This is a genomic window from Flavobacterium alvei, assembly GCF_002920895.1.
GTDB classification, from domain to species: Bacteria; Bacteroidota; Bacteroidia; order Flavobacteriales; family Flavobacteriaceae; genus Flavobacterium; species Flavobacterium alvei.
Genome location: NZ_PQVG01000002.1, coordinates 478,847 through 501,463 on the forward strand (window position 1 = coordinate 478,847; position 22,617 = coordinate 501,463).

Consider the following 22,617-nt stretch of genomic DNA (forward strand, 5'->3'; position numbering starts at 1 on the left):
ACATTGATGAAATACTTAATATCAATTGCTTTTCTATTTTTAACTATAAATGTTAAGAGTCAGAACCAGTCAAAAGACCAAATAGTTGGAGATTGGAAAGTTACAAATGTTATAGTAAAATCTACAGATAAAAATAAAATTGATTTAGCTAATTCTTTTAAAAATTCAATCTTTTCATTTAAACCAAATGACTATTTTTCTTTCACTTCAGCAGAAAAGAGTAAATTGATTATGATGGTTGTTGAACAGCTAAAAAATAAAAAGTGGCTTTTTGAAGAAAAGAGTCAAACGATTAGAATTGGTTCTGCAAAAGACAGTTATTCAATAATGTTTATTTTGCCGAAAATTGAAAACAATAAAGCTTCGTTTGAAATTGGTGAAACTGAAATTAATTTAGAGTTAATCAAAATTTAAAACAAAAAAACCTGAGCTTTCACTCAGGTTTTTCATTATAATATAATTTCTAAAATTAAGAAAGTGCTTTTTTAACTTGATCAGCAGCCTCTTGAAATTGTACCGCCGATAAAATTGGCATTCCAGAATTATCGATTAATTCTTTAGCTATTTCAGCATTTGTACCTTGCAAACGAACGATGATTGGCACTTTTATAGCATCTCCCATATTTTTGTAAGCATCAACAACACCTTGAGCAACACGGTCACAACGAACGATTCCACCAAAAATGTTAATCAAAATAGCTTTTACATTTGGATCTTTCAAAATGATACGGAAAGCTAATTCCACACGTTTTGCATCGGCAGTTCCACCAACGTCGAGGAAGTTTGCTGGTTCAAAACCAGCATATTTTATTAAATCCATTGTTGCCATTGCCAATCCTGCACCGTTTACCATACAACCTACGGTTCCGTCAAGATCTACATAGTTCAACCCAGCTTCTTTTGCTTCTACCTCGATTGGATTTTCCTCGCGAATGTCGCGCATTTCGGCTAATTTTGGATGACGATATAATGCATTATCATCTAAATTTACTTTAGCATCAACAGCAATAATTTTATTATCAGATGTTTTCAAAACAGGATTAATTTCAAACATTGAAGCGTCTGAACCGATGTAAGCTTTATACAAAGCATCTACAAACTGCACCATTTCTTTGAAAGCATTTCCAGAAAGACCTAAATTAAAGGCAATTCTTCTAGCTTGAAACCCTTGTAATCCAACAGTTGGATCAATTTCTTCAGTAAAAATTAAATGTGGAGTGTGTTCAGCCACTTCTTCAATATCCATTCCACCTTCGGTAGAATACATAATCATATTGCGCCCTTTACTTCTATTCAAAAGAACCGACATATAAAATTCAGAAGTTTCGCTTTCACCAGGATAATATACATCCTCAGCAATTAAAACTTTATGAACTCTTTTACCTTCGGCCGAAGTTTGAGGTGTAATCAATTGCATTCCGATGATTTGTTCAGCTAATTCCTCTACTTGTTGAAGATTTTTGGCTAGCTTCACTCCTCCTCCTTTTCCACGACCACCTGCGTGAACTTGAGCTTTTACTACGTGCCATCCTGTTCCTGTTTCGGCAGTCAATTGTTTAGCAGCAGCAACCGCTTCAATAGGGTTGTTGGCTACATAACCTCTTTGTACTTTCACGCCATAGCTGGCTAAAATTTGTTTTCCTTGGTATTCGTGTATATCCATTTTTGGTTTATTTGCTTTGATAACGGTACAAACTTAACAAAATTCAACTGAATACAAAATCTTTTTTAATTCAATATAAAATCAAAACTATATTATATAGAAATTTCACTTAAAAAGTAAAATTCAGAGAAAATTTAAAAAAAGCAAAAGTTCAAACCATTATTGATTGAAAATTTTTAATAAATAAGTATAAGTAACAACAATCTTTGTTAAAATTGCGATTTTACATCAAAATAGAATTATCATTTTGTTAATTTGAGTGTTTATGAATGATTAATTACTATTTATTGAGCGTTTTTTTAACATTATAGCAAAAATAAGTTAAACGCAAATTTAAAAATTGTTGTAGCAAATGAAATCTTTATTTTTGCATAAAAATTAATAAGCATGAAAATTAAAGAACAAGGTCTTTATTCACCAGAATTCGAACATGAAAACTGTGGAGCTGGTTTTATCTGCAACCTTAAAGGCGAGAAAACAAATCAAATCATTCACGACGCATTAGAAATTCTTGTAAAACTAGAACACCGTGGTGGTGTGAGTTCTGACGGGAAAACTGGTGACGGTGCTGGTTTATTAATTGATATACCACACGAATATTTCACTAGAGTTTGCGATTTCAAACTTCCAAATGCACGTGAATATGCAGTAGGTATGGTCTTTTTACCAAAAGCTGAAAACCAATACGTTTTTTGTAAAAAAATATTTGAAGATGAAATCAAAAAACAAGGTTTAACCATTCTTGGATGGAGAGAAGTTCCGGTTGATTCGTCTCAATTGGGACAAATTGCTTTGGCTTCTGAACCAAAAATTGATCAAATATTTGTTGGCAAAAGCGAAGAAATTGATGATGTAACCTTCAAAGCAAAATTATATGCTGCTCGTAAAATAACTGAGCATACCATAATCAATTCAAAAATATCTGAGAGTTCGTATTTTTATATTCCAAGTTTATCTACAACAACTTTGATATATAAAGGTATCATTATGCCAGAAGATATTGGTCCTTATTATACTGATTTACAACAAACCGATTTAGTTACTCGTTTGGCTTTAGTTCACCAACGATTTTCTACTAACACCATGCCTTCTTGGGAATTAGCTCAACCCTTCAGATACATCTGTCAAAATGGAGAGATTAACACTCTTAGAGGAAACGTGAGTAGAATGCGTGTTCGTGAAGAAATCATGAAAAGTGATGTATTTGGTCCACAAATAGACAAATTATTCCCAATCATTATTCCAGGAAAATCAGATTCTGCTTCAATGGATATGGTAGTCGAATTGTTAATGCACACCGGAAGAACATTGCCAGAAGTAATGATGATGATGATTCCTGAAGCTTGGGAAAAACACAAAACAATGTCTGAAGAGCGCAAAGCCTTCTACGAATATAATGCTTGCATTATGGAACCTTGGGATGGTCCAGCTTCGGTTCCTTTTTCTGATGGTGATTATGTTGGAGCTTTATTGGATAGAAATGGTTTAAGACCTTCTAGATATACTGTTACCAAAAGCGGTAAATTAATTATGGCATCAGAAATAGGTGTTGTAGATATTGCCCCTGAAGATGTAGAAAGCCACGGTCGTCTTGAACCAGGAAAAATGTTCTTGGTTGATATGAACGAAGGACGCATCATCAATGACGAAGAAATAAAAAGCAAAATTGTATCTGAAAGACCTTATCAAGAATGGTTAAATCAATACAGATTGCATTTAAAAGATGTACCAAGCTCCTCTGAAGTTTGTTCTATCGAAACTATCGATTTGGCTACTAGAGAACGTCTATTTAATTACACTTTAGAAGATATTCAAGATGTAATTACACCAATGGCTCAATCTGGAAAAGAAACGCTAGGTTCTATGGGAACTGATACTCCGTTAGCCGTTTTATCAGACAGACCACAATTAATTTCGAACTACTTTAAACAATTATTTGCACAAGTTACCAATCCACCTTTGGATGGAATTCGTGAAGAAATTGTAACTGATATTAGTTTGAACTTAGGACAAGACCGCAATATTTTTGATATTTCTAGCAAACAATGTAGAAAATTAAGAATTCAAAATCCTGTAATATCTAATAAAGATTTAGAAAAAATTAGAGCTATTTCTATAGATAATTTCCATGCCGAAACTTTTGAAATTTTATATCCAAAAGCAAAAGGATTAAATGGTTTAGAAGATGCTTTAGATGCATTAATCGTTCAAATTACAAAGGCTGTAGAAAGAGGTACAAACATTATCATCTTATCAGACAGAGGTGTAACTAAGGATTTAGCTCCAATTCCATCTTTATTGGCTTGTTCTTATGTAAATCATCAAATGAACCGTTTACGTAAGCGTTCTTATTTTGATATTATAATTGAATCAGCAGAACCACGTGAACCGCATCATTTTGCTACTTTATTCGGATATGGCGCCAGTGCGATCAATCCTTATATGGTTAATGAAATTATCCGCGTTCAAGTGCGTGAAGGATTTATAACAGGAATCGACGAAGAAAAAGCAGTCCACAATTTCAACAAAGCCATTGGAAATGGAATTGTAAAAATTATGAATAAAATTGGAATCTCAACTTTACACTCGTATAGAGGTTCTCAGATTTTCGAAATTGTTGGTTTTAATTCTAAATTCGTTGAAAAATACTTCCCATACACTACTTCCAGAATTGAAGGTATTGGATTGTATGAAATTGAAAAAGAAATTAGCGAAAGATATAAATATGCTTATCCAGACCATTTAATTGCTAACCGATTAGGATTAAATATTGGTGGAGAATACCGATGGAGACGTAATGGAGAACGACATATGTTCAATCCAACAACCATTGCAAAATTACAACAAGCTGTTCGATTAAGCGATCAATCAAGTTATGACGCCTATTCAAAAGCTGTAAATGATCAAGCTCTTAATTTGATGACCATTCGTGGTTTATTTGAATTTGACAACTTGAATCCAATTTCTATTGACGAAGTAGAGCCTTGGACTGATATCGTAAAACGTTTCAAAACTGGAGCGATGTCTTACGGATCTATCTCTAGAGAAGCACACGAGAATTTAGCAATAGCCATGAATCGAATTGGTGGAAAATCTAATTCTGGTGAAGGTGGAGAAAACAGAAAGCGTTTCCAACCTGATATGAATGGTGACAGTCGTAATTCGGCTATCAAACAAGTTGCTTCTGGTCGTTTTGGCGTTACTTCCCACTATTTATCTAGTGCTAAGGAAATTCAAATTAAAATGGCTCAAGGTGCAAAACCTGGAGAAGGTGGACAATTGCCTGGCGAAAAAGTATTGCCTTGGATTGCAGAAGCGCGTAACTCAACTCCTTATGTAGGATTGATTTCGCCACCACCACACCACGACATCTACTCTATCGAAGATTTAGCACAATTAATTTTCGACCTTAAAAATGCCAACAGAGAAGCACGTATCAATGTGAAATTAGTTTCAGAAGTAGGTGTTGGAACAATTGCTGCTGGTGTTGCTAAAGCAAAAGCAGACGTTGTGTTAATTGCAGGTTATGATGGTGGAACTGGAGCTTCTCCATTAACATCCTTGAAACACGCAGGTCTTCCTTGGGAACTTGGATTGGCCGAAGCTCAACAAACTTTGGTTTTAAACAACCTTAGAAGTAGAATCGTTGTTGAATGTGACGGACAATTAAAAACGGGTCGTGATGTAGCAATTGCCGCTTTATTAGGAGCTGAAGAATTTGGTTTTGCTACTGCTCCACTTGTTGCTTCAGGCTGTATTATGATGCGTAAATGTCACTTAAATACTTGTCCAGTTGGTATTGCAACTCAAGACAAAGAATTGCGTAAAAATTTCAAAGGAACTCCAGAACACGTCATTAACTTCTTCTACTACGTTGCCGAAGAATTAAGAGGTATTATGGCTCAGTTAGGCTTTAGAACCCTAGCCGAAATGGTGGGACAAACTCATAAAATCAATACCAATAAAGCGATTACTCATTATAAAGCTAAAGGTTTAGATTTATCAGCCATTTTGCACACTCCTGACGGATACAGCGAAAGAATTGTTAGAAATACCGAAAAACAAGACCATGCCTTAGATAATGTCCTTGATTTCCAAATCTTGAAAGATTCACACCGTGCAATGTACAGAAAAGAAAAAATGACATTGAATTACCCTATCAAAAATACCGATCGTTCAGTTGGTGCTATTGTAAGTAATGAAATTTCAAAAATATACGGATACCTAGGTTTACCCGAAGACACCTTAAACATAAACTTCACTGGTTCTGCTGGTCAAAGTTTAGGGGCTTTTAGTGCTCACGGATTGACATTTACTGTTGAAGGAAACACGAATGACTATTTAGGAAAAGGACTTTCTGGTGCCAAATTAATTATCAAAAAACCAGCAAAAGCGACATTTGTTGCTGAAAACAATATCATTGTTGGAAACGTTTGCTTATTTGGAGCAATCGAAGGAGAAGCTTACATAAATGGTATTGCAGGTGAACGTTTTGCCGTTAGAAACTCTGGAGCAACAGCAGTTGTTGAAGGAGTTGGAGACCACGGTTGCGAATATATGACTGGTGGTAAAGTAGTTGTATTAGGTAGAACTGGAAGAAATTTTGCAGCTGGAATGAGTGGAGGTATTGCTTACATCTACGATCCAGAAAACAAATTTAAAAACGGTCTTTGCAACACAGAATCAATAGACTTTGAAGCAATAGAAGGAGATGAAGCGGATGAATTGAAAGCATTGATTGCAAAACACGTAGCCTATACAAATAGTACAAGAGGTGCTGAATTATTAGCAGATTGGGCTACAAGTTTGAGCAAATTTGTAAAAATAATGCCTACAGAGTACAAAAAAGCATTGAAACGTCTGGAAACAGAAGAACAGATTTTTGAAGAATTAACAGCATAATACAATGGGAAAAGTTACCGGTTTTAAAGAATTCGAAAGAATAGATGAATCATATATTGCAGTAGAAGAACGTGTAGTAAATTACAATGAATTTACAGTTGCCCTGAGTGAAGCTGATATTACAAAACAAGGGTCACGTTGTATGGATTGCGGCATACCATTTTGTCATAGCGGATGCCCTCTAGGCAATTTGATTCCTGATTTCAATCATATGGTACACCAAGGCGAATGGCAAAAAGCCTCTTGGATATTACACTCAACAAACAATTTTCCAGAATTTACAGGACGTTTGTGTCCTGCTCCTTGCGAAAAAGCATGTGTTTTAGGTCTTATAGAAGATCCAGTATCTATTGAAAATTTAGAAAAAAATATTGTAGAACGTGCCTTCAAAGAAGGATGGATTAAACCACAACCACCCAAAACAAGAACAGGAAAAACAGTTGCTATTGTAGGTTCTGGACCAGCTGGTTTAGCCGCAGCACAACAACTAAACAGAGCTGGACATTTAGTTACAGTCTTCGAAAGAGATGATGCTATCGGAGGATTGTTGCGCTACGGAATTCCTAATTTCAAATTAGAAAAAGGAATTATCGATCGTAGAATAGCCGTTTTAGAAGCAGAAGGCATCAGCTTTAAAGTAAACACTCACGTGGGTGTAAACTATGATATTAACGACTTGAAAGCTTTTGACGCCATCGTATTGTGTGGTGGAGCAACCGAAAGAAGAGGTTTGCCAACTCCAGGAGCTGATGCAGACGGTGTAGTTCAAGCTATGGATTTCTTAACACAACAAACCAAAGTAGTTTTTGGTCAAAAAGTAGAAAACCAAGTATTAGCAACAGGAAAAGATGTTATCGTAATTGGTGGTGGAGATACTGGTTCTGACTGCGTTGGAACTTCTAATCGTCACGGTGCAAAATCCGTTACTAACTTCGAGATTATGCCAAAACCTCCTGTAGGAAGAAGCGAAACTACTCCTTGGCCGTATTGGCCTTTACAGTTAAAAACTTCTACTTCTCACAAAGAAGGTTGCGAAAGAAACTGGTTGATCAATACTAAAGAATTCATCAAAGATGCCAATGGTAAATTGATCGCATTAAAAACGGTTAATGTAGAATGGAAAATGGTTCCTGGTCAACGTCCTGAATTAATTGAAGTAGCGGGTTCCGAAAAAACTTGGCCTTGCGATTTAGCTTTGCTTGCCTTAGGTTTTACAGGACCTGAAAAAACATTGAGCAGCCAATTAGGCATTGAACTTGATTTCAGAAGTAACTACAAAGCAGAATTTGGTAAATTCCAAACCAATATTCCAAATATTTTTACTGCTGGCGATATGAGGAGAGGACAATCTTTGATTGTTTGGGCCATTTCAGAAGGTAGAGAAGCTGCTAGACAAGTAGATATTTATCTAATGGGTTCTAGTGACTTACCTACTAAAGAAGGTGGAGATTTGCCAGGTGTATAATCTAAAACCTGGATTAATATAAAAAGACCTTGATTCATTTCAAGGTCTTTTTTTTTAAATAAAATCGAAATATCGTCAAGGTAAGTTTGTTTTTAAACATTTTGTTATATTTTGTTTGATTTCAATAATTTCTTGTATGTGTCAATAAAGAGTAATAAATTTGCCAAAAATGAATCACAATGCAAGCGAAAGACCTAGTACAATTAGCCGATCAATTTGGAAGTCCATTATATGTTTATGATGCGGCCAAAATCCAATCTCAATACAATAGATTAACAAAAGCATTTTCGAAAGTAGAAAAATTGCGTATCAACTATGCAATGAAAGCCTTATCAAACGTAGCCATTCTTGAATTATTGAGAGAATGTGGTTCTTGTTTAGACGCTGTTTCAATTCAGGAAGTACAATTAGGGCTTCACGCAGGATATGCACCCGACCAAATATTTTTCACACCAAACGGAGTTTCACTTGAAGAAATCGAGGAAGTATCTGCTTTAGGAGTTCAAATCAATATTGATAATTTATCTATTTTAGAACAATTTGGAACCAAATATCCAAATGTTCCGGTTTGTATCCGTATCAATCCACACGTTATGGCTGGCGGAAACGCCAACATTTCTGTAGGTCATATTGATAGTAAATTTGGAATTTCGGTTCATCAATTACCCCATTTGTTGCGAATTGTTGAAAATACAAAAATGCATATCGTGGGAATCCACATGCATACTGGTTCTGACATCCTAGATATCGAAGTGTTTTTATATGCTGCCGAAATTTTATTTGACACCGCAAAAAACTTCAAAAACTTGGAGTTCCTTGACTTTGGAAGTGGATTCAAAGTACCTTACAAAAAAGACGATATCGAAACCGATATTGATGAATTAGGTAAAAAATTATCTAAAAGATTCAACGCTTTTTGTGCTGAATACGGAAAAGACTTGACCTTGATTTTCGAACCTGGAAAATTCTTAGTGAGCGAAGCAGGTTATTTCTTAGCCAAAGTAAATGTTATCAAACAAACTACTTCGACAGTATTTGCTGGAATTGATAGTGGTTTCAATCATTTGATTCGACCTATGTTTTATGGTTCGCAACATCATATCGAAAATATTTCGCATCCTGGAGGCAAAGAACGTTTCTACTCGGTTGTAGGATACATTTGTGAAACAGATACTTTCGCCAACAACCGTAGAATTTCAGAAATTAACGAAGGTGATATTTTATGCTTTAGAAATGCCGGAGCTTATTGTTTCTCGATGTCATCCAATTATAATTCAAGATACAAACCAGCAGAAGTATTATGGCTAAATGGTCAAGGACACTTAATAAGAGCTCGCGAAACCTTCGAGGATTTACTAAAAAATCAAATCCCGTTGCCTGTAGAAACAGCAACTGTATAATAACTATCAAATCCCATTTCAATCCAAACGAAATGGGATTTTTTTTGAAAGTAAGAATAATTTAGTGTCAAAAATAAAATAGCTGAACCACAAAATAAATACAATTGGAATAATTTTAATTCATTTTATAAACTGAGATATATCATATTTATTCGAAAATAAATTAGCTATTTTTACTTCGAAAATTAAATATACCCTAAAAATGAAAAAGATAATATTTTGGAGTGTTTCAAGTTTAGTTGCAATACTCGTATTAGTTCAATGCAAACCGAAAACTGAAACCGAAGTGGTTGAACCAGCAAAAGAAGTTGTAAATCCAGATTTGCACGAAGTTAAAGTTAAAGAAGCACTACAAGCCAATGCCTATACCTATCTTTTGGTCAATGAAGCCGAAAAAGAATATTGGATTGCCATTCCGAAAACAGAAGTAACTATTGGCAAAACCTACTCTTACGAAGGTGGAATGGAGATGAAAAAATTTGAAAGTAAAGATTTAAAAAGAACTTTTGACTCTGTATTGTTTGTGGAAGGAATAATAGATCCGAATCCTCCTGTAGCTCCAGAAACTACAACCACTCCAAAAGTTGTGTCCTCTAAAGAATTATCAAAAGGAATTTCGTTGGCCAAAGGCGGAATTTCAATATTTGATTTATACTCTACCAAAGACCAACTTGCAGGAAAAACAGTTATTCTGACTGGTAAAGTAGTAAAATTTATGCCCGAAATAATGAAGAAAAACTGGATTCACTTGCAAGATGGTTCTAATTTTAACGGATTTAACGACATCACCATTACCACTTTAGAAAAGGTAAAAGTAGATGATGTAGTTTCTTTAAAAGGTAAAGTTGTATTAAACAAAGATTTAGGTTCAGGTTATAAATACGATGTACTTGTTGAAGATGCAGTACTTGTAAAATAAGTAAAACTCAATCTTTATATAAATAATAAATCCTATTTCAATGAAAACTGAAATGGGATTTATTTTGCATAATTATAGGTGCATAAATAGTCAAGTGACATTAATTAATTCTTACTATTTGTCACGCTGGAAGCGTCTCAACAGAGCATATTGAGACGCTTCCAGCGTGACAAACGAAATAGACAGTTTTATCTGCAAAATAGCATTAAAAATCAAACAATTAATATCAGATTCAGATTTTCAGAATCTCATTGGATTTTACTTCTCACCCAAAACTTCCGTCAAAACCTTGCCCTCCGTACCGTTTGGCATTTCAAGTTTGAGTTTTAGGGCTAGAGTTGGGGCAATTTCTGTTATTTCTTTTTTGTCAAAACTTTCTCCAGGTTTTATCTTCCAACCATAAAAAAGCAAAGGTGCGTGAGTGTCATAAGCATAAGGCGTTCCGTGAGAAGTTCCTGTTGCTCCGTACTCGATATACCCTGGTTTGTCTAAGACTACCAAATCACCATTTTGGGAAACATCATACCCTTTATTTATAAAATTCAAATAATAATCATTACCTGTTGATGCCAAAATTTCTTCTTCAGTGTACACTCGCTTAACTTGTTCCTGAGTAATCAAATAATCCTTGAAAGTTTGTTTTACTTTTGATAATTCCAAACCTTTAGACTTGATTAAATCCTTATTGAAAAAAACATTAAAATTAGAATATTCCACCACTAGATTTTCGCCATAAGTAGCCGTAGAGAAATCTTTTAAAGACTTTGCAATATCTTTGTATGGGATGTTTTTTACGTTGTATTTATGATCTTTCAGATGATTGGCATTTTCTGCACAAGCGTGATCAGCTGTCAAGAAAAGCAAATAATTGTCCTTGCCAACTGTTTTGTCTAAATAGTTCAATAAATCAGCAATAGTCAAGTCTAAACGCAAATAAGTATCTTGCAATTCCATTGATCTTGGTCCTAGAATATGCCCCACATAATCGGTAGAAGAAAAACTAACGGTCAAGAAATCGGTGACATTATCCTTTCCTAATTCTTCTTTTTCTATGGCTTTTTTGGCAAAATCAGCCAATAAATTATTCCCAAAAGGGGTTGAACGCATAACTTCAGCACCATGTTTATCATACATTGCTTTTAAATTGTATGGAAAAACTGGTTTGTCGGAATTGTATAATTTACCTTCATACGGATTATCGTCTGGCAAACTTTCGTTATAGTCGGCAGCGGGTTTCAATAAATTCCAACCTTTATTGATATAGGTCATATAATTTTTATTGTTGTTGAATTCTGTTACCCAATCCGGCAATGCTGCACCATAAAATGTACTCGAAATAAACGAGCCTGTTCCACTGTACCAAAACGCCCAATTCGCAAAATGTCCGGCTGGTAAAATGGCGCCACGATCTTTTAAACTCATCCCGATTACTTTCCCTTGAAAGTTGGTTCCCAATCGTAATTCGTCAGTAATGGTCGTGCTTAACAAGTTTTTTGGAGACATTGCGCCTTCTTTAGCCGTTCCGTCGCCAACAGTTTTTACAGAAGCATCATCGGTGCAATACATTGATTTACCTAACGTTCTATTGTACCAATCGTTACCCACAATTCCGTTTACCGATGGAGTCGTTCCGGTGTAAATAGAAGCGTGTCCAGGAGCGGTATAAGTGGGCATGTAATTGAAATTGGCATTGTGAAAAACATACCCATTTTGCATCAACCGCTTGAAACCATTTGGAGAAAAATCATCCGAAAATCGATATAAATACTCCATTTTCATTTGATCGACAACGATTCCTACTACTAATTTGGGACGTTGCTGTTGCGCTTGCATATTTAAAATCACAACTAGAGAAAACAACAAAAATAACTTTTTCATAGTACTTTTTTTAGTACAACAAAAATAAGTATTCCAATTCTAGAAAGTGAACTAAGTAAGAATAAAAAAATAAAAATTAATATAATCTTAACTTATAAGGATTAATTGTAATTGAAGATGTTGTAGAGTATAATTCTATCTTCATAATTGATGTAAAGTTGCTTGCGATTGTCTTGCTTTTTTCGAGTAATAATCGAAAGTGTACAATTTTCGCCATTGTTATCTTTGCAGGTAAAAGAGTAAACGCTATCGGATTCGCTCTCTTCTAAAGGAATATAATCAACTATTTCAAAAACTTGAAGCGATTCTGAAAAGACAATAATTCGGTTTTTGTTGGTATCTAATTTCACTAAGATATTGACTAAATTCAAGTCAGACCATTTGCCCCAATTCCCTTTTGAATCTTTTTGCAAAACACTTAAACCCGAAGTTTTGAAGTTATAAGTCTGGCTATACGATTTTTGCAATCCGATGGAGAGAAAAGCGAGAATTATAATTATTTTAATTTTAGTCATTAGTTGAAAAATTTGTAGGTCACCAAAAGTAATAAAATTTAAAACTAGAAATTGAATTTCTCCATTTCTTTTCTAGCTTTTTTAAATTCGAAAATCATTTCTGAAATAATTTCGGCAGCAGGTTTTATATCGTGAATTAATCCAGCTATTTGTCCTATTTCTAATTCACCTTCGTCCATATCACCTTCAAACATTCCGTGTTTGGCTCTTGCTCTGCCTAATAATGTTACCAACTCTTCTTTGGTTGGACATTGGGCATACAAATCCTGAACGTCTTGGTAGAATTTATTTTTGATTAATCGAACAGGAGCCAATTCTTTCAAGGTAAGTTGCGTCTGCCCTTCTTGTGTTTCGATAATTTTATTTTTGAAATTGTCGTGTGCCGAAGATTCTGTCGAAGCGGCAAATCGACTTCCTACTTGCACTCCTTCGGCTCCAAGAACCATTGCGGCTAGCATTCCACGACCGTTTGCAATTCCTCCAGCGGCAATCAATGGAATTTTGATTTTTTCTTTTACCATCGGAATTAAAGTAAAAGTAGTGGTTTCCTCTCTTCCGTTGTGTCCTCCGGCTTCAAAACCTTCGGCAACCACGGCATCTACTCCAGCATCTTGAGCTTTCAAAGCGAAAATTGAACTGCTGACAACGTGAACAACCGTTATTCCTTTTTCCTTTAAAAAAGGAGTCCAAGTTTTGGGATTTCCTGCCGAAGTGAAAACAATTTTCACCCCTTCTTCGACCAGAATAGTCATAATTTCCTCGATATTGGGATACAACATCGGAACATTTACCCCAAAAGGTTTATCAGTAGCTTTTTTGCATTTTTGAATGTGTTCTCTTAAAACTTCGGGATACATTGAACCTGCACCAATCAACCCCAAACCGCCAGAATTGCTGACTGCACTAGCCAATTTATAGCCGGAATTCCAAATCATTCCAGCTTGAATGATGGGATATTTGATATTGAAAAGTTGAGTGATTTTGTTCATTTACTGTTTTATAATTTTTCCACTTTCGGAAATACCATTCGATTCAATTTTATAAAAATAGATGCCGCTATTCAAAGATTTCAATGAAATAGTTGGCGATTGTGTAGAGATATTTTTTTCTAAAACTTTTTGTCCCAAAATAGTATAAATAGCTATTGTTCTAACCTCTGACCCATTTGGTAAAGTGACCGAAATGGAATCATCAGTAGGATTTGGATAGACCTTAAAATCATTTGTAGAAAAAGCTGCAACCGACAATCCATTGGATAAAGCCAAACTAAAATTAGGAATTCCATAACCATATTGAGTTCTTGATTTTACTGCTGGTTCAGAAAAATTATCCGAAGATTGAACGACTAATTGTTTGATTTGTTGCGCATTTTTTCCGGGTAAAGCTTGCCACAAACAAGCCACCATTCCGGCTAAAATAGGACAAGAATAGGAAGTACCGCTGCCACCATTATTAATTGTTCCACCAGAATAAGTATAAGGATATTGTCCCTGAGTCATTACATCTGGTTTTACTCGACCATCATAACTTGGGCCAATAGAACTAAACGAGGCATAAGTTCTATCGTCTTTCACCGCGCCAACGGCAATAACATTTAAAGCTTCGGCTGGAACACCAATGTGTGGTTCTGGATTTGCACCTTCGTTTCCAGCACTTGCCAACACAACAATTCCTTTGCTAAAAGCAACATTCGCCCCTTTTGAAGCAAAAGCAGCATTTCCAGTCATATCAGCATAAGTGTGACCGTAAGAAGCATCGTCAAATTCAAAATAGCCCAAAGAAGTTGTGATGATATCTACACCTACTCTATCGGCTTCCTCTGCGGCTTCTACCCAATTCGATTCTTCAACAGGATTTTCGGAAGCATCATCTTCTGTGATGTACAAATAATATTGAGCATCGGGAGCCGTTCCTATTAATTGACCATCAGTAAAACCTCCTATCAACGATAGCACAGCAGTTCCATGTGTTCCTCCAGAATAAAAATTAGTGCTTTTAGTTACATAATTATATCCACCTAAAATTTGATTGTTTGTCATTAATCTTTGGAATGGTTGTGCCGTATTTACATCAGGGAAACCGGAATCCAAAACCGCAATTATTTTTCCAGAACCCGTATAATTGGCTTGATGTAACAAATGTCCGTTCAGCATTTGAACCTGATTCAAAGAATTGCCATAATTATAGGTTACGGCCGTTTCCATCGTTTTATTTACAGGAGTATATTTTAATTTTGCTTTAGTTTTGTTAGGAGAGCTATTCAACGTTTTATCTGCAAAATCAACACTAAGCACAAAAGACAATAATTTTAGTGCATTAATATCGGCTTGCGAACCTCGAACGTGAACACAATTGAACCATTTAGACTTGGCTTTGACACTAATTCCAATCGAAGCTACTACTTGGTCAATATAAGGTTGATAAATAGGAACATCTTTACTGTCTAATGCAATTCCTTGATTGGAACGTCGGTCCAAAGCTCTTTGCGAAAGCATCGTCAACGGATTACTCAAATAAGTAGCTGAATCGGGTTTGTCTTTAAAATACACCCAAGCATCTTCTTGCGAAAAGCCAACTAAACTAGAAACTAAAAACAGGAAAAGAATTATTTTTTTCATATCAATTTGAGGAAATAAAATACTAATTTAGGAAATAACTCCCGAACCTACTAATTCATCTTCTAAATACCAAGCTACGAATTGCCCTTCGGTGATGGCGGATTGAGGTTCATCAAAGGCTACGTACATTCCACCTTCGAATTGGTGCAAAGTTGCTTTTTGCAAAGGTTGACGGTAGCGAATTCTAGCCATTACTTCCATTGTTTCTCCATTGGCTAAAGCCAAATCAGTGCGAATCCAATGCACTTCGTATTTTTCTATAAACAACGCTTTTCTGAACAATCCTGGATGTTGACTGGTCAATCCGGTGTAAATAGAATTGGTTTCTACATCAGTTGAAATGATGAACAATGGATCGGTTGTTCCGCCCACATTGAGCCCTTTTCTTTGACCGATGGTAAAATAATGTGCGCCTTGATGTTTGCCTACCACTTTCCCCATTTCTGGAGTATAATCTATTTTTTTGGCATCGAAGGCTAATGCTTCTTCAACAGAAAGATGGGCTGGTTTCTCTAAATTATAAATCGGTGACTCTTTATCTATTTGGTAAATGATTCCGTCTTTGGGTTGCAATTTTTGTTGTAAAAATTCGGGTAATCTTACTTTTCCAATGAAACACAAACCTTGTGAATCTTTCTTATCGGCGGTTACCAAATCCAATTCTAGAGCGATTTCACGCACTTCGGGTTTTGTTAATTCGCCTATTGGAAACAAGGATTTTGCCAATTGTTCTTGCGATAATTGACAAAGAAAATAAGATTGGTCTTTATTAGTATCGGCTCCAGCCAAAAGCTGATAGACTTTTTCGCCATTGACTTCGGTTTCTCCTTTTCGGCAATAATGACCTGTTGCCACGAAATCGGCACCAAGACTTAAAGCGATTTTCATAAAAACATCAAATTTTATTTCGCGATTGCAAAGTACATCTGGGTTTGGAGTGCGCCCTTTTTCATATTCATTGAACATATAATCCACGATTTTTTCTTTGTATTCTTCGCTTAAATCAACCGTTTGGAAAGGAATGCCTAATTTTTCGGCAACTAATAATGCATCATTACTATCTTCGAGCCACGGACAATCATTGGAAATAGTAACTGAATCGTCATGCCAATTTTTCATAAAAAGCCCTATGACTTCATAGCCTTGTTGCTGCAACAAATAGGCCGCAACACTTGAATCTACACCACCTGAAAGTCCTACAACGACACGTTTCATTTTGAAATAATTATAATTTTACAAGGTTGCAAAGTTACAAAGATTTACGGAAGGATTGGTGGTTAAAATAGGATTAACCTTTTGTTGGGAAGATTTACTAGAAAGAGGAAAGTATTTTTACGATTTATCTAGATCAAGATGTTGTTTACTGTTTTTACTTTCAATGGTTTTGAAAAACTCAATTACATTTCTATTCCACTCTATTTTATTTTTTATCAAATAGTTTTCGTGTCCTGTTTCTTTATAAATATTTAATTTTTTTATTCCTTTCAAATTAAAATAAATTTCATCAATTTCTTTTCGGCTTACACTTTTATCTTTTTCTCCATAAAGTAATAAAGTGGGGCAATTTATACTTTTAGCATATTCTGTAGGATTATGGCTAAATCCCCAAAATCCATTTTGTATTCCACCCCAAAACAATAAAATTCCAGCCATTGGAAAAGTTGGTACGTTCATTTTATTAAATCTTGCACAAACCGTATCATACATAGAACCAAATGGACATTCAATTATTATTCCTTTTGGTTTAATTTTATTATCATTAATGCATTTCATTATTGCAACTGAACCCATTGAGGTTCCAAATAAATAAATATTTTTTTCACCCGTTTTAGTTAAATAATCAAATACTGTTTTTACTTGTTCGGCTTCTTTATAACCAATTGTAGTTTGATTTCCTTCTGAATTTCCACTTCCCATAAAATCTACAAGCAAAGTGCTAAAACCTTGTTTTATAAATTCATCAGATTTAGTAATCAATGAAGATTTTTCTCCGCCATAACCGTGAAACAATACAATTGTACCTTTCGAATATTTATTTTTAATTAACCAACATTCAATTTCTTTATTGCTTTTCAGTATTACAATTTCATATTCTTGAGATGGGAATTTAACATTTTTGGGTTTTATATTATTTACTCCAAAAAACAAAGTTTTTACTTTTTCTATTGTCGATAATTTTTCTGGACTTTTAGTTTTTTCAGAATTATTCTCTGTGAAGTGAGTAAATTTATAAGCGTGAAAAAATGCAATGATATTCATCATTATAAAGATGCTTAACAAAAACCTAACGATTTTAATACGCTTTTTAAGTACTTTCATGTATGAAATAAATTACTTTTTGGTTTTCGAAACACTTTGTGGATAACTCATATTCTCCTCTTTAACCAATTTCCCTTTGGCAAAAAACTGCCAAATTCCAGCTTTTTTTCCATTAACAAATTTTCCTTTGGAAACAATTGTTCCATCATCTGGATCTCTAAAAATAGCTAATCCTTCATACTGATTGTTGATGTAATTGGATTCTTCGATGATGATTCCAGATTCAGTATATCTTTTATAAGGGCCATTTTTCAGGTCATTTTTATATACTATTTCTTCGGCAATTTTTCCATTAGGATAAAAAACAGATCGCAAACCTTCGAGTTTTCCTTTGCTGTAATTTTCGATTGTCATTACGGTTTTTGAAGCCTTATGATAATATTTCCATTGGCCTTCATATACCTTATTGACGACTTTGCCTTCGCTTACTTTATTTTTGAGTTGGTCATAAAATATGGTGTAAGCCGAATTGTCTGTAGGGTTGAATTCGCGAGTAGCAATGACAATTTTGGTTTTAGTATTGTCAAAAAAAGTAAAAGTACCTACCTCTTTTCCGTGTTCGAAAGTTCCTTCGTATTTTGGATTTTTGGTATCTTCATAAAATCCTTTCCACAACCCATTTTTCTTGCCATTTTCATCTAATTTATTGAAATTAGCTTGAGCTAGAATACAATTGAAATTTAAAAAAATCAAAACAAATATTCCTATTTTACACAATGCTTTCATCGATTTTATTTATTGTTTTTATTGGTCATATGCAATTTGCACTACATCACTTATTAAACGATTTTAAAGGTCAAAAATTATGCTAAAATACATTTCGATAGAGAAAAAACCAAGTAGTTTTCATCTTCCCTCTTTTTTATCTTTATTATAATTTTAGCAATAAATTTATATGTTATTTGTAATCTTATTTATCTTTAATTGATAAAAATATGTATTTAATCGGTTTTATTTGTGTTTTTATCGTTCATGTTATAGATTTACTATTCTAATCTTAACACACTCATTATGAATACATTTAACTTAAAAAGAATTAATCTCTCAAGTAAAATTTTGTGTTCTGTTTTGGGACATAAAATCATCACTACCCGAAATGTAACGGGCCATTTTAGAGAATATAAATGCTCTATTTGTGGTCTAGAATTGACTAATGATCTTCACGGTACTAAAATTTTTCTCACGCCAGAACTCAAAGATATTAATGAAGCTTTAATCCAATTGTATCGAAAAAGAAATTATTCAATTTAATTTATTCACATCCTAAAGCCCCAAAAAGATGCTGATACTACTACTTATAAAAAGTCTATTGCTATTAAAACAAACGGCAAATAAAAAACGTATGTCTCGAATTATGGAAATCAAGCAACGTTTATAACCATTTTAATTCCTAAATAGGTGTTTTTCAGACAATTATTTAATATATGTTTTTATAATTTCGGGTGATAAAATCGAAAGCTGAGTGGAGCACATTTCCCATAGATTTTGCTCTTTTAAAATTGACATCGTGGGTTAATCGATACAATTCCAGTTTCAATTGATCTACATGACTATCAGGGGCAATAATATCGTTCCCCATAATTTGCAATAATTTCTTGATACGAGTCTCTGCCGAAAAAATTCTTTTGGCCAAAGCAGCGCGCTCTTCGCTTTTATATTGTTCGATGGAACTGTTCTCTAATTTATCTTTAACCAATTTTACCATTGGATAATTTTCCTTAAAAAACTGAGGCCGATACACTTTCAAATTTCCTTCGTAACATTGCTGGTCAAAATCTATGGGGCGAATTCTAAAAACCACTTGATCGAAATCGTGAATGGGAACAATTACATAATTATAAGCACGCATATCTCCAAGAAGTCGAATCATACAACGTTCATTAAACTTGACAAACTCTTTAGCAATTTGTGCTTTTTCGACTTCGGAGCAATTTTTCAACAGCGTTTCCATAAAGACATCGCCGGGAATTCCCATAATATGCTCTTCGATCAAAGTGTCTTTGTAAACTAGAAAATGTATTTTGTCAGGCGAAAGAATATGTTCTAATTCTAAACCATAAACTCTTGAAGCATCGGCTTTTTTTACATAAAAATAAGTGTAATTATCGTTGAGAATGTTTCTAACTTTAATGCGAAAGGGTTTTGAGTTTCCGAAAGTGCAATAGTCGATAGCGTCCACATTCAAAAACTTTATGATGTCTGAATTTCCATCAGAATGAAGGTAAGAATATATTTTTTTTAAATTCAAATCAATTTCATTCCTTTCAAACTCATTATAATAAACCCGAATCCATAAAGTATCTACATTATTTTTGTCAAACACAGTTATAGACCCCGAGAAACGCAATAAATCATCATAAAAAATAGAAACTTTAGACACTCGATCAAATCGTTCTAAATAATCTAAAAACAAATTATTTATTGGATAAGTTGGCTTTTTAAAAACCATTAATTGTTCTTCACTCATTTTGAAAAAATTTGATACAAATTTACAGTATTATCAGTTGTGAATTCATACTTGAATGCAAAATACCTCACTTTTTAGCATCTTATTGGTTGAAATTAGCAAATGAATCATTCCTTTTTATAAATACAGATTTGTAGTATCTTTGTAACACTATGAAATGGGTGCAAACACTACTTTTATTTGGTTTTATTTACTGCAATACACTATTTGTATCAGCACAAAATATTACGGTTGACGACAGTTATACCGCTCAACAACTAGTCGAAAATGTGTTGGTAAATAGTTCTTGTGCTTCGGTTTCAAATTATGCTGCAACTGGAGATACTTCGCCTGTTGGCCAAAATAGTTATGGCTATTTTAATAACGCTGGCGGAAGTTTCCCATTTTCAGAAGGTGTTATATTAAGCACTCAATATGCAAAAAAAGCAATTGGGCCTTATAATTTCACCAATGGCAACGACAATGATGGTAGCTGGTCAGGCGATGCTGATTTGAATCAAATATTGGGAGTTTCATCAGTAACTGCAACCGTATTGGAATTCGATTTCGTACCGCTGACCAATTTTTTAAGCTTTGATTATATTTTTGCTTCAACAGAATATGCCGATACAGGTTCTTGTCGATATACTGATGGATTTGCTTTTTTAATTAAAGAAAATAGTCCCGGTTCAGTTTATGACAATCTAGCCGTAATTCCGGGAACTCGAACGCCAGTTTCTTCGACCAATATTCATCCTACCATTCTTCCGTCGGGAATTTATAATGGTTGTGCAGCCATAAACGAGAATTATTTCAGTAATTTTAATAACAACTCAAGTCCCATAAATTATGCTGGACAAACGGTCATTATGAATTCACAAACCACCGTTATAGCAGGAAAAAGTTATCACATAAAATTAGTTATTGCCAATGATATTAACGAATATTATGATTCGGCTGTTTTTCTTAAAGCAGGAAGTTTTTCTCCAAAAATTGACATAGGTCCCGACCGATTAGTAGCAATCAATCCAATTTGTTTTGGAGAAATATTTACTATTGATACCCAATTGCCTGCAAGCTATACTTATAAATGGTTTAAAAACAACGCAGAAATAGTTGGCGAAACAAAACCAACTCTATCAGTAACAGATACTGGAACTTACAAAGTAGAAGTAATTTTTTCGCCTGCAAGCTGTATGGCAACAGATGAAATAAGAATTGAATATGCACCAGAAATTATACTGTCAGACGCAACTTTAGCACAATGTGATGACAATAATGACGGAATCTCGATTTTTGATTTGACCAAAGTGGATAACATCATAAAAAACAACAATAGTACTTTAAGTCCTGTTGTTTATTACGAATCTTTAACGAATGCAAAAGCAAATATAAATCCTATTTTAGTTCCAACAGCTTATACCAACAAACCTACAATTCCTACTCTATTTGCTAGAGTTACCAACACTTTTGGCTGTGCCAATTATGCTCGACTTAGCCTTATCATTGCAAATAATAGCATAGTAAACCAAAATCCAGTTTCAACTTGCGATGACGATGCAGTTCAAGATGGTTTGTATCAATTTGATTTGAATGCTCAAGTTTCGCCCCAACTTTTGAGTGGTTTACCCGCTGGGATGAATATTGAATATTATTACAATTCTACCGATGCCATTTCGCAAAAAAATGCGTTGCCCAATCTTTTCAAGAATACTACAGCAAACCAACAAATTATTCAAGCACGAATTGTAAATGGCCCAGATTGTTACGGAATTACTCCCATAACCCTTATTGTAAACACCTTTAGTCCAGCTAATTTTCAAGATGAAACTAGTTTTGTATGTCTTGGTTCTTCAACTGATTTAAGCGTTGCGACAGGTTTTTCGAGTTATTTATGGAATACTGGAGATACAACAAATCAGATTACAGTCAATTCGGCTGGAAATTATTCGGTTACAGTTACCAATTCAAATGGTTGTAAAGCAATTAAAAAATTTACTGTAACAAGTTCCGAAATAGCAACAATTAGCAATGTTACTGTAAATGATTTTACTGGCAACGAAAATTCGGTTTTATTGGAATATACTGGAATTGGCACTTATGAATTTTCGCTAGATGGTTCTTATTTTCAAGACAATGCATTGTTTACAGGAATTGCTCCCGGAAAATATTTTGCAGTTGCCCGAGACAAAAACGGTTGCGGATTATCGGCTCCATTTACTGTTTATGTTTTAGATTATCCTCGATTTTTCACTCCAAATGGCGATGGTTATAATGATCTTTGGAAAATAAAAAATCTTGATTTATTTCCAAATGCAGTTGTTAGTGTTTTTGATAGATATGGCAAATTATTGAAGCAAATTTCGGCAAAAAGTGCTGGATGGAATGGAACTTTTAATGAATTGCCATTACCGGCATCCGATTATTGGTTTCATCTCAATTTTGGCGACGGAAAAATAATAAAAGGGCATTTTTCATTAAAGAGATAGCAA

The 22,617-nt window shown here is 34.3% G+C and carries 16 protein-coding genes; 7 read left to right on the plus strand and 9 right to left on the minus strand.

Going from position 1 to position 22,617, the window contains the following annotated elements; translation table 11 throughout:
* Positions 1-6: 6 nt before the first annotated feature.
* Positions 7-414 (plus strand): hypothetical protein, encoded by a 408-nt coding sequence (locus C3L50_RS05055; RefSeq protein ID WP_103805052.1) that lies wholly within the window; start codon positions 7-9, stop codon positions 412-414.
* A 55-nt stretch (positions 415-469) separates the two neighbouring features.
* On the opposite strand, the gene sucC is transcribed toward C3L50_RS05055, so the two are convergent.
* Entirely contained in the window at positions 470-1,663 is a 1,194-nt protein-coding gene (sucC, locus tag C3L50_RS05060; RefSeq protein ID WP_103805053.1) for an ADP-forming succinate--CoA ligase subunit beta, read from the minus strand.
* 387 nt (positions 1,664-2,050) lie between these two features.
* Between sucC and gltB the strand changes: the two genes are divergently transcribed.
* The 4 genes from gltB to C3L50_RS05080 all read left to right on the plus strand — a co-directional run bounded on the left by gltB (position 2,051) and on the right by C3L50_RS05080 (position 10,349).
* Positions 2,051-6,565 carry a glutamate synthase large subunit gene (gene gltB, locus C3L50_RS05065; RefSeq protein ID WP_449528498.1) on the plus strand — a complete coding sequence of 1,505 codons (4,515 nt, stop codon included), beginning with the start codon at positions 2,051-2,053 and terminating at the stop codon, positions 6,563-6,565.
* A gap of 4 nt (positions 6,566-6,569) precedes the next feature.
* A complete protein-coding gene (locus C3L50_RS05070) occupies positions 6,570-8,030 on the plus strand; it encodes a glutamate synthase subunit beta (protein WP_103805054.1) in 1,461 nt (486 codons plus the stop codon).
* Positions 8,031-8,209: 179 nt separating this feature from the next.
* Entirely contained in the window at positions 8,210-9,430 is a 1,221-nt protein-coding gene (gene lysA, locus C3L50_RS05075; protein ID WP_103805055.1) for a diaminopimelate decarboxylase, read from the plus strand.
* Positions 9,431-9,632: 202 nt separating this feature from the next.
* Entirely contained in the window at positions 9,633-10,349 is a 717-nt protein-coding gene (locus tag C3L50_RS05080; RefSeq protein ID WP_103805056.1) for a hypothetical protein, read from the plus strand.
* 258 nt (positions 10,350-10,607) lie between these two features.
* On the opposite strand, the gene pafA is transcribed toward C3L50_RS05080, so the two are convergent.
* The 7 genes from pafA to C3L50_RS05115 all read right to left on the minus strand — a co-directional run bounded on the left by pafA (position 10,608) and on the right by C3L50_RS05115 (position 18,405).
* Positions 10,608-12,227 carry an alkaline phosphatase PafA gene (pafA, locus tag C3L50_RS05085; protein ID WP_103805057.1) on the minus strand — a complete coding sequence of 540 codons (1,620 nt, stop codon included), beginning with the start codon at positions 12,225-12,227 and terminating at the stop codon, positions 10,608-10,610.
* Positions 12,228-12,328: 101 nt separating this feature from the next.
* Entirely contained in the window at positions 12,329-12,742 is a 414-nt protein-coding gene (locus C3L50_RS05090) for a hypothetical protein (RefSeq protein ID WP_103805058.1), read from the minus strand.
* A gap of 44 nt (positions 12,743-12,786) precedes the next feature.
* Complete coding sequence (locus tag C3L50_RS05095; protein ID WP_103805059.1) at positions 12,787-13,731, minus strand: NAD(P)H-dependent flavin oxidoreductase; 945 nt, start codon at positions 13,729-13,731, stop codon at positions 12,787-12,789.
* Entirely contained in the window at positions 13,732-15,360 is a 1,629-nt protein-coding gene (locus tag C3L50_RS05100; RefSeq protein ID WP_103805060.1) for a S8 family serine peptidase, read from the minus strand.
* Between the two features lie 27 nt (positions 15,361-15,387).
* Entirely contained in the window at positions 15,388-16,575 is a 1,188-nt protein-coding gene (gene mnmA, locus C3L50_RS05105; RefSeq protein WP_103805061.1) for a tRNA 2-thiouridine(34) synthase MnmA, read from the minus strand.
* Positions 16,576-16,692: 117 nt separating this feature from the next.
* The gene (locus tag C3L50_RS05110) at positions 16,693-17,622 is read right to left on the minus strand and encodes an alpha/beta hydrolase (RefSeq protein WP_243400339.1); all 930 of its coding nucleotides are present in this window, start codon (positions 17,620-17,622) and stop codon (positions 16,693-16,695) included.
* Between the two features lie 69 nt (positions 17,623-17,691).
* The gene (locus C3L50_RS05115; protein WP_103805063.1) at positions 17,692-18,405 is read right to left on the minus strand and encodes a toxin-antitoxin system YwqK family antitoxin; all 714 of its coding nucleotides are present in this window, start codon (positions 18,403-18,405) and stop codon (positions 17,692-17,694) included.
* 285 nt (positions 18,406-18,690) lie between these two features.
* On the opposite strand from C3L50_RS05115, the gene C3L50_RS05120 reads away from it, so the two are divergent.
* Positions 18,691-18,930, plus strand: coding sequence for a hypothetical protein (locus tag C3L50_RS05120; protein ID WP_103805064.1), 240 nt, complete (start codon positions 18,691-18,693; stop codon positions 18,928-18,930).
* Positions 18,931-19,096: 166 nt separating this feature from the next.
* Here the strand turns inward: C3L50_RS05120 and C3L50_RS05125 are convergent, their stop codons facing one another.
* Positions 19,097-20,146, minus strand: coding sequence for a hypothetical protein (locus C3L50_RS05125; RefSeq protein WP_103805065.1), 1,050 nt, complete (start codon positions 20,144-20,146; stop codon positions 19,097-19,099).
* Between the two features lie 152 nt (positions 20,147-20,298).
* On the opposite strand from C3L50_RS05125, the gene C3L50_RS05130 reads away from it, so the two are divergent.
* Positions 20,299-22,614: a T9SS type B sorting domain-containing protein gene (locus C3L50_RS05130; protein ID WP_103805066.1), complete on the plus strand. Its 2,316-nt coding sequence runs from the start codon at positions 20,299-20,301 to the stop codon at positions 22,612-22,614.
* Positions 22,615-22,617 lie beyond the last annotated feature (3 nt).